We start from the raw sequence: 12,340 nt of genomic DNA, 5'->3' as shown, positions 1-12,340 counted from the left end.
CCGCCCCTGACTCTGCCGAAAAACACCATTGCTGGGAGATGACCGTGTCCGACGAGGACAAGCTCCGTAGTTACCTGAAGCGGGCCATCGCAGACGCCCAGGACGCCCGCGCCCGACTGCGCGAGGTGCAGGAGCAGACGGCGGAGCCGGTGGCGATCGTCGGAATGGCGTGCCGCTTCCCGGGGGGTGCGGACACCCCCGAGGAGTTCTGGGAGCTGCTGGCCTCGGGCGGTGACGCGGTGGGCGCCTTCCCGACCGACCGCGGCTGGGACCTGGACGGCGTCTACGACCCGGACGGCGAGCGCGAGGGCACCTCGTACGTGGCGCAGGGGGCGTTCCTGCGGAACGCGACCCGGTTCGACGCCGGGTTCTTCGGCATCTCACCGCGCGAGGCCATGGCGATGGACCCGCAGCAGCGGCTCCTGCTGGAGACCTCGTGGGAGGCGCTGGAGCGGGCGGGCATCGACCCGGCGACCCTGCGGGAGAGCGCGACCGGGGTGTTCGCGGGCGGCTTCGCGTCCAACTACGGGATCGGGGTCTCCTGGTCCGCCGAGGCCGGGTCCGGCGTCGAGGGCCACCTGATGACCGGCAACGCGACCAGCGTGCTGTCCGGCCGGGTCTCCTACGCACTGGGCCTGGAGGGCCCGGCGGTCACCATCGACACCGCCTGCTCGTCCTCGCTGGTCGCACTGCACCTGGCGGCCCAGGCGCTGCGCTCGGGGGAGTGCACGCTGGCCCTGGCCGGCGGTGTCACCGTCCTGGTGTCGCCGGGGACCTTCGTGGAGTTCTCGCGGCAGCAGGGTCTGTCGGCGGACGGCCGGTGCCGGGCGTTCTCCGAGGACGCGGACGGCACGGGCTGGGCCGAGGGCGTGGGCATGCTCGTCGTGGAGCGCCTGTCGGACGCGCGCCGCAACGGGCACCGGGTGCTCGCGGTGCTGCGCGGCTCGGCGGTGAACCAGGACGGCGCGTCGAACGGTCTGACCGCGCCGAACGGGCCTTCGCAACGGCGGGTGATCCGCGCCGCGCTGGCGAACGCGCGGCTGTCGGCCGCCGACGTGGACGTGGTGGAGGCGCACGGAACGGGGACCACGCTGGGTGACCCGATCGAGGCGCAGGCGCTGCTGGCCACCTACGGCCAGGAGCGGCCGGAGGGCCGGCCGTTGTGGCTGGGCTCGGTGAAGTCCAACATCGGGCACACCCAGGCGGCCGCCGGGGTGGCGGGCGTGATCAAGATGGTGCTGGCGATGCAGCACGAGGAGCTGCCGAAGACCCTGCACGCCGAGGTGCCGTCCTCGCACGTGGACTGGGCGGCCGGTGAGATCGAGCTGCTGACGGCGCCGGTGCCGTGGCCCGCCGGGGAGCGGCCGCGCCGGGCGGCGGTCTCCTCGTTCGGGATCAGCGGCACCAACGCGCACGTCATCGTGGAGGAGGCGCCGGCTCCCGAGACGGCCCGGGCCGAGGCCGTGGCACCGGTGCTGGCGGGTGCCGGTGCGTGGCTGGTGTCGGGCCGGACGGCCGAGAGTCTGACGGCGCAGGCAGGCCGGCTGCGCGCCTGGACGGTGGCGCGTCCGGAGCTGGCGCCGGTGGACGTGGCGTGGTCGCTGGCGGCGACGCGTTCGGCGTTCGAGCACCGGGCCGTGGTGGTGGGCACCGAGCGGGCCGAACTGGTCGGTGGCATCGAGAGCCTGGCCGCCGGGGTCTCCTCGGCCGCGGTGGTGTCGGGTGTGGCGCGGCCGGGTGCCCGGGTGGGTCTGGTCTTCGCCGGTCAGGGTTCGCAGTGGGTCGGCATGGGCCGGGGTCTGTACACGGCGAGCACGGTCTTCGCCGAGGTCTTCGACCGGGTGTGCGGGCTGCTGGAACTGGAGTTGGGCGTCTCGGTCCGGGACGTCGTGCTCGGCGCCGAGGGTGTGGACGAGGCGCTGGCGCAGCAGACGCTGTACGCGCAGGCCGGGCTGTTCGCCTTCGAGGTGGGCGTCGCGGCGGTGCTGGAGGCCGCGGGTGTGACGCCGGACGCGGTGGTGGGTCATTCGGTGGGTGAGGTCGCGGCCGCTTATGTGGCCGGGGTGCTGGCGCTGCCGGACGCGGTGCGGCTGGTGGCGGCGCGGGCTCGGTTGATGCAGGCGCTGCCGGACGGCGGGGCGATGGCTGCGGTCAACGTCTCGGAGTCCGAGGTGCTGGCCGAGCTGGTGCCCGGGGTGGTGATCGCCTCGGTGAACGGGCCGGAGTCGGTGGTGGTCTCCGGCTCGGTCGAGGCCGTCGATGAGGTGGTGGAGCTGTGGCGTGAGCGGGGTCGCCGGGTGCGGCGGCTGCGGGTCTCGCACGCCTTCCACTCCCCGGCGATGGACCCGGTGCTGGGGGAACTCACGGCCGTGGCCGATGGGTTGGAGTACCACCGGCCGGCTGTGCTGTGGGCGGGCGCGCTCACCGGTGAGCTGGTCACCGAGCCCGAGGCGGGCTACTGGCCGGCCCAGACCCGCCAGGCGGTGCGCTTCGCGGACGCGGTGGCGACGCTGGCCCGCCAGGGTGTCTCGGTGTTCGTCGAGGTCGGCCCGGACGGGTCGCTCTCCTCACTCGGCCCGGACGCGGTGGCGGGGATCGAGGGGGACGAGCCCGTGTTCGTCCCCCTCCAGCGGCGCGACGCGGAGGGCGTCGCGAGTTTCGTCACGGGTCTCGCCCGCGCCTTCGTGCACGGCGTGCCGGTGAACTGGAGTTCGGTTCTGCCGGCCGGTAAGCCTGTCGAGCTGCCCACCTATGCCTTCCGTCAGCAGCGCTTCTGGCCGGAGGGCGTGGTGCCGCTCACGCCGCCGGCGGCGGGCGGCGGCGACGGTGCGGGCACGGCGGGGGAGGCGCGGTTCTGGGCGGCCGTCGAGGACGGGGACCTGGCGAGCATCGCCGACACGCTGGCCATCGAGGACCAGCGGCAGCTCGCCGAGGTACTGCCGGCGCTGGCGTCCTGGCGGCGCCGCGAGCTGGACCGCCTGGTGACCACGGACTGGCGCTACCGGACGGCCTGGGCGGCCGTGGCGGAGCCCGACGCGCGGGTGCTGTCGGGGACGTGGCTGGTGGTGGTGCCGGCCGGCGCGGGCGAGCAGCCGTGCGCGGCCGCGCTGGCCGCCCGTGGTGCGGAGGTCGCCGTGGTCGAGGTCCCGGCCGGTGCCGTGGACCGGGCCGAGGTGGCCGCGCTGCTGGCCGCGGCGGTCGAGCCTTCCGCCGTCTCCGGTGTGCTGTCACTGCTGGCCCTGGACGAGACGCGCGTGCCGGACCACCCGGGGGTGACCGCCGGGCTGGCGGCCACCCTGGCGCTCGTCCAGGCGCTGGGCGACGCCGGGATCGGCGCGCCGCTCTGGCCGGCGACGCGCGGCGCCGTGGCCGCCGGTCCGGGCGAGGCGCCGGCCCACCCGGTGCAGGCGCAGGTCTGGGGGCTCGGCCGGGTCGTCGGTCTGGAACACCCCGAGCGGTGGGGCGGGTTGATCGACCTGCCCGAGGTGCTGGACGACCGGGCCGGTGCCCGGCTGGTCGCGGTGCTGGCCGGTGCCGGGGAGAACGAGGTCGCGATCCGGGCCGACGGGATCCTCGGCCGCCGGCTCAAGCGGGCCGGGCAGACTCGCGACCGGGACCCCTGGTCGCCGCGCGGCAGCGTGCTGATCACCGGCGGTACCGGCGCCATCGCCGGGCACGTGTCGCGGTGGCTGGCCGAGCGCGGAGCCGAGCGGCTGGTGCTGACCAGCCGCTCCGGCCCCGCGGCCGCCGGGGTCGCGGCCACGGCCGCCGAACTGGCCGCCCGGGGTACGGGAGTGGACGTCGTGGCGTGCGACGTCGGCGACCGGTCGGCGCTGACCGGGCTGCTGGCCCGGATCGGGGAGACCGGTCCGGCGCTGTCCTCGGTGCTGCACACCGCCGCGGTGCTGGACGACGGCGTGGTCGACCGCCTCTCGGCGGCCCGCCTGGCGTCCGTGCTCGGGGTGAAGGCCGAAGGCGCGCTGCTGCTCGACGAGTTGACCGCCGACCTCGATCTCGACGCCTTCGTGCTGTTCTCCTCGGCCGCGTCCACGCTGGGCGCCGCCGGTCAGGGCAACTACGCGGCGGCCAACGCCTACCTGGACGCCCTCGCCGAGAACCGCCGCGGCCGCGGCCTGCCGGGCCTGTCGGTCGCGTGGGGCGCCTGGGGCGGCGGCGGGTTCGCCGAGTCCAGCGCGGCGGCCCGGGCGCGGGTCGAGCGCGGCCCGATGCCGCCGCTGGACCCGCAGCTCGCCGCCCGCGCCCTGGGCGGGGCACTGGAGGGGCCGGACGCCGTCGTCACCGTGATGGACGTCGACTGGGCCCAGCTGGCGTCCGCGCAGGGCACGGCGGACCTGCGGGAGGCACCGCTCTTCCGCGAGCTGCCGGAGGTCCGCCGGCTGACCGCCCGGGGCGCCGGGAACGGGGACGGCACCCGGACCGAGGGTGAACTGCCCCGGCGACTGGCCGGGCTCACCCGGGCCGAGCAGGAGCGGGCGCTCACCGACATCGTCCGGGCCGAGGTGGCCGTCGTACTCGGGCACGCCTCCGCGGACGCGGTCGAGGACCGGCGGTCGTTCAAGGACCTGGGCTTCGACTCGCTGACCGCCGTCGAACTGCGCAACCGGCTGGGCGTGGCGACCGGCATCCGGCTGCCCGCCACCCTGGTCTTCGACTACCCCACCCCGCTGCTGCTGGCCGGCTACCTGCGGGGCGAACTGACCGGGGACGCGGCCGGACCGGGGCCGGTCCTCGTGGCGGCCGCGGCCGTGGACGAACCGCTGGCGATCGTGGGCATGGCCTGCCGCTTCCCGGGCGGGGCCGGCAGCCCCGAGGAGTTCTGGGAGCTGCTGGCCTCGGGCGGTGACGCGGTGGGCGCCTTCCCGACCGACCGCGGCTGGGACCTGGACGGCGTCTACGACCCGGACGGCGAACGCGAGGGCACCTCGTACGTGGCGCAGGGCGCCTTCGTGCGGGACGCCACGGAGTTCGACGCCGGGTTCTTCGGGATCTCGCCGCGAGAGGCGCTGGCCATGGACCCGCAGCAGCGGCTGCTGCTGGAGACCTCCTGGGAGGCGCTGGAGCGGGCGGGCATCGACCCGGCGGCGCTGCACGGCAGTGCGACGGGCGTCTTCGCCGGCGGCTACGCGTCCGGGTACGGCTTCACCCTGGCGGGTGAGGGCGGGGCCGGTGTCGAGGGCCACCTGCTGACCGGGAACGCGACCAGCGTGCTGTCCGGCCGGGTCTCCTACGTGCTGGGCCTGGAGGGCCCGGCGGTGACCATCGACACCGCGTGCTCGTCCTCGCTGGTCGCACTGCACCTGGCGGCCCAGGCGCTGCGCTCGGGCGAGTGCACGCTGGCGCTGGCCGGTGGTGCCACGGTGATGGCCACGCCCGGCATGTTCATCGACTTCTCGCGGCAGCAGGGGCTGTCGGCCGACGGCCGCTGCCGGGCGTTCTCCGAGGACGCCGACGGGACCGGCTGGGCCGAGGGCGCGGGCATGCTCGTGGTCGAGCGGCTCTCCGACGCCCGGCGCAACGGCCACCCGGTACTCGCGGTGCTGCGCGGTTCGGCGGTGAACCAGGACGGTGCGTCCAACGGTCTGACGGCGCCGAACGGGCCTTCGCAGCAGCGGGTGATCCGGTCCGCGCTGGCGAACGCGCGGCTGTCGGCCGCCGACGTGGACGTGGTGGAGGCGCACGGGACAGGGACCACGCTGGGTGACCCGATCGAGGCGCAGGCGCTGCTGGCCACCTACGGCCGGGAGCGGCCGGAGGGGCGGCCGCTGCTGCTCGGCTCGGTGAAGTCCAACATCGGGCACACCCAGGCGGCCGCCGGTGTGGCGGGCGTGATCAAGATGATCCTCGCCCTTCAGCACGAGGAACTGCCGAAGACCCTGCACGCGGACGAGCCCTCCTCGCACGTGGACTGGTCGATGGGTGAGGTGCGGCTGCTGGCCGAGTCGGTGCCGTGGCCGGTGGGGGAGCGGCCGCGCCGGGCGGCGGTCTCCTCGTTCGGGATGAGCGGGACCAACGCGCACGTCATCGTCGAGGAGGCACCGGCGGTCGTCGAGGCCGCCGAGGTGGTCGAGGCCGTGGCGCCGGTGGTGTCAGGGGCCGGTGCCTGGCTGGTGTCGGGCCAGTCGGCCGAGGGGCTGACGGCGCAGGCGGAGCGGCTGCGGGAGTGGGTGTCGGCGCGGCCGTCGGTGGAGCCGGCGGAGGTGGCGTGGTCGCTGGCGACGACGCGGTCGGCCTTCGAGCGCCGGTCGGTGGTGGTCGGTACCGACCGCGCGGAGCTGGTCGCGGGCCTGCAGAGCCTGGCGGCCGGTGTGCCGTCGGGGTCGGTGGTGTCGGGTGTGGCGCGGCCGGGTGCGCGGGTGGTGTTCGCGTTCGCGGGGCAGGGTTCGCAGTGGGTGGGGATGGGTCGTGAACTGGCTCTGTCGAGCCCGGTGTTCGCGGCACGGCTCGCGGAGTGCGAGGCGGCGCTGGCGCCTTTTGTGGACTGGTCGCTGGCCGATGTCCTGGCGGGTGTGCCGGAGTTGACGGCGGCGGATGTCGTCCAGCCGGCGTTGTGGGCGGTGATGGTGTCGCTGGCGGCGGTCTGGGAGGCCGCCGGTGTCGCGCCGGACGCCGTGGTGGGGCATTCGCAGGGTGAGATCGCGGCGGCGACCGTCGCGGGGATGCTGTCGCTGGAAGACGGTGCCCGGGTGGTGGCGCTGCGTTCGCGGTCGTTGAAGGTGCTGGCGGGCCTGGGCGGGATGTTGTCGGTGAGCCGGTCGGCCGCGGTGGTGGAGGAGCGGATCGCCCGCTTCGGTGAGCGTGTTGCTCTGGCAGCCGTCAACGGGCCGTCGGCGGTGGTGGTTTCGGGTGAGCCCGAGGCCCTGGAGGAGCTGAAGGCGGAGTTCGAGGCGGAGGGTGTCCGGGCCCGGATGGTCGCGGTGGACTACGCCTCGCACTCGGCCCAGGTGGACCGCCTCGAAGCGGAGATCACCGAGGTCCTGGCCGGTATCGCGCCGCGCCGGGGCCGGATCCCGATGGTGTCCGCGATGACCGGTGAGACGCTGACCGGCGAGGAGTTGGACGCCGCCTACTGGTACGGCAGCCTGCGCGCCACGGTGCACTACGACCGCGCGGTGCGCACGCTGGCGGGCCAGGGGCACCAGCTGTTTATCGAGGTGACGCCGCACCCGGTGCTGCTGGGCGCGATGAACGACACGCTGGAGGAGGTCGCCCAGGAGGCCGGCCCGGGCATCGTGCCCGCCGCGGTCTGCGGCACGCTGCGCCGTGACGAGGGCGGCGTGACCCGGCTGGTCACCTCGTTCGCCGAGGCCTTCGTCCAGGGCGCTCCGGTGGACTGGCGCACCGTCCTCCCCGCCGCCGAGCGGGTCGAGCTGCCGACGTACGCCTTCCAGCACGAGCGGTACTGGCCGCAGGGGATGCTGCCCCTGTCGCCGGTGGGTGCGGGCCGGGACGCGGCGTCGCTGGGCCTGGGCGCGGTGGACCATCCGCTGCTGGGCGCGGCGGTCGAACTGGCCGGCGGCGCGGGCCTGGTCTGCACCGGGCGGCTCTCCGTGCGGACCCACCCCTGGCTGGCCGACCACACGGTGGGCGGGACGGTGCTGCTGCCGGGGACCGGCTTCGTCGAGCTGGTGGTCCGGGCCGGTGACCAGGTGGGCTGCGGCCTGCTGGAGGAACTGACGCTCCAGGCGCCGCTGGTGCTGCCCGCCGACGGCGGCGGGGTCCAGGTCCAGGTGGTGCTGGCCGAGGCGGACTCCGAGGGCCGCCGCGCGGTCGAGGTGTTCTCCCGCCCCGACGTGTCCGACCCGCAGCAGGACTGGACGCGGCACGCGAGCGGCGCGGTGGCCGCGGCCCCGGCGGAGCGGCCGGCCCCCGGGGAGCTGTCGGTCTGGCCGCCGGAGGGCGCGACCGCGCTCGACGTCGGCGAGGTGTACGCCGTCCGGCTGGCGGAGGTGTACGGTCCGGCGTTCCACGGGCTGCGGGCCGCCTGGCGGCGCGGCGAGGACGTCTTCGCCGAGGTGGCGCTGCCGGAGCCGGTGGCGCGCGAGGCGGGTGCGTTCGGTCTGCACCCGGCGCTGCTCGACGCGGCCCTGCACGCCGCGCTGCTGGAGGGCACGGCCCCGGCGGACGCGGACGCGGACGGCGGGCCTGGCGAGGTCCGGATGCCGTTCGCCTGGACGGGCGTCGAGCTGCACGCGAGCGGGGCGACCGTCCTGCGGGTGCGGCTGCGGCGGGACGCCCGGGGCGCGCTGGCGCTGACGGCCGTGGACCCGGCCGGCTCCCCGGTGGTGTCGGTGGAGTCGCTGGTCAGCCGGCCGGTGTCGGCCGCGCAGCTGCGGGCCGCCGACAGCGGGGTGTCGGACGCGCTGTTCGTGGAGGAGTGGGCCCCGGTGGCCGAGGTCCCGGTGGCCGAGGAGCCGACCGGGGACTGGGCGCTGATCGGCGCCGACCGGTTCGGTCTGGTCGAGGCGCTGGCCGCGGCCGGTGTGCCGGTCCGGTCCTTCACCGGTCCGGCCGAGGCGGCCGGGGCCGAGCCGCAGGTCGTGCTGGTCTGTGCGGGGGCCGAGGAGGCCGAGGACGGCGACGTGGCCGGGGCCGCCCGCCGCCGCACCGCCGACGCGCTGGCGCTGGCCCAGGAGTGGCTGGCCGAGGAGCGCCTGGAGAACGCCCGGCTGGTGGTCGTCACCCGGGGCGGCGTGGCCGCCGGGGAGGGCGAGGCCGTGGCCGACCTGGCCGCCGCCGCCGTCCGGGGTCTGCTGCGCTCGGCGCAGTCGGAGAACCCCGGCCGGCTGGTCCTGGTGGACCTGCCCGCCACCGGTACGGCCGAGCGGATCGCCGTTCTCCCGGGCGTCCTCGCCACCGGCGAACCGGAGCTGGCCCTCCGTGACACGGCCGTGCTGGGCCGGCGGCTGGGCCGTCCGTCCGGCGCTGGAGCAGCGGTTGAACGCCTCGCGGGCCGCGCGGCCGACGGCCCGCGGACGCTCCTGGTGACCGGCGGGACGGGCACCCTGGGCGGCCTGGTGGCCCGGCACCTGGTGGTGACCGGGCAGGTCAACGGCGTGGTGCTGACCAGCCGTTCGGGCCCCGCCGCCGCCGGGGCGGCCGCGCTGGCGGCCGAGCTGGCGCAGCTGGGCGCCCCGGTCCGGATCGTGGCGTGCGACGTGGCGGACCGGGACGCGCTGGCCGCGCTGCTGGCCACGATCCCGGCCGACCGCCCGCTGGGTTCCGTCTTCCACGCCGCCGGGATCATCGACGACGGCGTGATCGGCACCCTCACCGCCGACCGGCTGGCGGCGGTCATGCGGCCGAAGGTCGATGCGGCCTGGCACCTGCACGAACTCACCCGGGACCTGGACCTGGCGCACTTCGTCCTGTTCTCCTCGGCCGCCGCCGTCTTCGGCGCACCGGGGCAGGGCAACTACGTCGCCGCCAACTCCTTCCTGGACGCGCTGGCCGGGTACCGCCGGGCCGCCGGCCTGGCGGGCCTGTCGCTGGCCTGGGGCCCCTGGGTGCACGAGGCGGGCATCGGCCGGGAGCTGGGCGAGCGGCTGCTGACCCGGATCAGCAGGTCCGGGGTCGCGGCGCTGGGCGCGGACGAGGGCCTGGCCGTGCTGGACGAGGCGCTCACCCGCGGCGAGGCGGTCCTGGTGCCGGCCCGGCTGGACCTGGCGGACCTGCGGGCGCGGGCCGCCCGCAGCGGGGACGTCCCGCCGCTGTGGCGGGCGCTGGCCGGTGGCCGGGTCCGGCGGGCCGCCGCTGCGGCCGGGACCGGGGCCGAGGCCGGCGAGGCGCTGCGGCACCGGCTGGCCGGGCTATCCGGCCAGGACCGTGACCGGGCGCTGCTGGACCTGGTCCGGGCGCACGTGGCCGCGGTGCTCGGGCACGCCTCCGCCGAGGCGGTCGAGCCCACCCGGGCCTTCACCGACCTGGGCTTCGACTCGCTGACCGCGGTGGAGCTCCGGAACCGGCTGCGGACCGAGACCGGGCTGCGGCTGCCGGCCACGCTGGTCTTCGACCACCCCACCCCCGTCGCGCTGGCCGCGCTGCTGCGCGGCGAGCTCGCGGGCGGCCTGCCCGCCGCGGCCCCGGCGGTCCGGCCGTCCGCCGCGGTGGCGGACGAGCCGATCGCGATCGTCGGCATGGCCTGCCGGTTCCCCGGCGGCGCCGCCGGCCCGGAGGAGCTGTGGGAGCTGCTGGCCTCGGGCCGGGACGCGATCGGCCCGTTCCCGCAGGACCGCGGCTGGGACCTCGACGCCCTGTACGACCCGGACACCGAGCACGCCGGGACGTCCTACACCCGCGAGGGCGGCTTCGTCCGGGACGTCAGCGGCTTCGACCCGGCGTTCTTCGGGATCTCGCCGCGCGAGGCGCTGGCGATGGACCCGCAGCAGCGGCTGCTCCTCGAAGTGTCCTGGGAGGCCTTCGAGCGGGCCGGGATCGACCCGGCCGCCCTGCGCGGCAGCCTGACCGGCGCCTTCGTCGGCGGCTACGGGTCGGGGTACGCCGGGATGAGCCTCGAAGGCGAGTCCGAGTTCGAGGGCATCGACGGCCATGTGATGACCGGGAACGCGACCAGCGTGCTCTCGGGCCGGCTGTCCTACACCTTCGGCCTGGAGGGGCCCGCCGTCACGATGGACACGGCGTGCTCCTCGTCGCTGGTGGCGCTGCACCTGGCCTGCCAGTCGGTCCGGGCGGGGGAGTGCTCGCTCGCGCTCGCGGGCGGCATCACCGTCATGGCGGCCCCGGACGGCTTCATCGCCTTCTCCCAGGCGCGCGGGCTGGCCGTGGACGGCCGGTCCAAGGCGTTCGCCGCGTCCGCCGACGGGATGGGCATGGCCGAGGGCGTCGGCATGCTCGTGGTGGAGCGGTTGTCCGACGCGCGCCGCAACGGGCACCCGGTGCTCGCCGTGGTGCGCGGTTCGGCGATCAACCAGGACGGCGCGTCCAACGGCCTCACCGCCCCCAACGGGCCTTCGCAGCAGCGGGTGATCCGGGCCGCGCTGGCCAGTGGCGGGCTGACGGCCGCCGACGTGGACGCGGTCGAGTCGCACGGCACGGGCACCAAGCTCGGCGACCCGATCGAGGCCCAGGCGCTGCTGGCGACCTACGGGCAGGACCGCCCCGAGGACCGTCCGGTCTGGCTGGGGTCGGTGAAGTCCAACCTCGGGCACACCCAGGCGGCCGCCGGGGTGGCCGGGGTGATGAAGATGCTGCTGGCGCTCCAGCACGAGGAACTGCCGCGGACGCTGCACGTGGACGAGCCGTCCCCGCACATCGACTGGTCGGCCGGGCACGTGCGGCTGCTCACCGAGCCGGTGCCGTGGCGGGCGAACGGGCGGCCGCGCCGGGCGGGCGTCTCCTCGTTCGGGATCAGCGGCACCAACGCGCACATCATCCTGGAGGAGGCACCGGCGGCCGGGGCGGCCGACGCCGTCGAGCCCGCGGCGCCGGCGCCGTCCGGGGCCGGCGCGTGGGTGCTGTCGGGCCGCTCGCCCAAGGCGCTGGCGGGCCAGGCGGGCCGGCTGCGCGAGTGGGTGGCCGCCCGGCCCGGGGCGGAGCCGGCCGATCTGGCCTGGTCGCTGGTCGCGACCCGGTCGCTGTTCGAGTACCGGGCCGTGGTCGTGGGCGGGGACGGCGCGGAGCTGGCGGCCGGGCTGGAGAGCCTGGCGGCGGGCGTGTCCGCGGGGTCGGTGGTGTCGGGGGTGGCCCGGGCCGACGCGCGGCCGGTGTTCGCCTTCCCCGGCCAGGGCTCGCAGTGGGTCGGGATGGGCCGTGAACTGGCTGCGGTGAACCCGGTGTTCGCGGCGCGTCTGGCGGAGTGTGAGGCGGCGCTGGCGCCGTATGTGGACTGGTCGCTGGGTGAGGTCCTGGCGGGCGCCGAGGGCGCGCCGGAGCTGAAGGCGGCGGATGTCGTCCAGCCCGCGCTGTGGGCGGTGATGGTGTCGCTGGCGGCGGTCTGGGAGGCCGCCGGGGTGGTGCCCGAGGCAGTGGTCGGGCATTCGCAGGGCGAGATCGCGGCGGCGACCGTCGCGGGGATGCTGTCGCTGGAGGACGGCGCCCGGGTGGTGGCGCTGCGTTCGCGGTCGTTGAAGGTGCTGGCCGGGCTCGGCGGGATGCTGTCGGTGAGCCGGAGCGCCGCGGTGGTGGAGGAGCGGATCGCCCGGTTCGGTGAGCGGCTGTCGCTGGCGGCGGTCAACGGCCCGTCGGCGGTGGTGGTTTCGGGTGAGCCGGAGGCCCTGGAGGAGTTGAAGGCGGAGTTCGAGGCCGAGGGTGTCCGGGCTCGGATGGTCGCGGTGGACTACGCCTCGCACTCGGCGCAGGTCGA

1 protein-coding gene is annotated in these 12,340 nt (G+C 76.2%); it reads left to right on the top strand.

Annotation, left to right across the window (positions count from 1 at the left end; genetic code table 11):
• Positions 1-38: 38 nt before the first annotated feature.
• Positions 39-12,340: type I polyketide synthase (locus tag ABZ497_RS32875; protein ID WP_359810793.1), on the top strand; the 12,302-nt coding region annotated here is incomplete at its 3' end.

This window comes from Kitasatospora sp. NPDC005751 (genome assembly GCF_040630835.1).
Taxonomy (GTDB): domain Bacteria; phylum Actinomycetota; class Actinomycetes; order Streptomycetales; family Streptomycetaceae; genus Kitasatospora.
The sequence above is the reverse complement of the archived record's forward strand: the minus strand, read 5'-3'. Positions and strand labels throughout refer to the sequence as shown.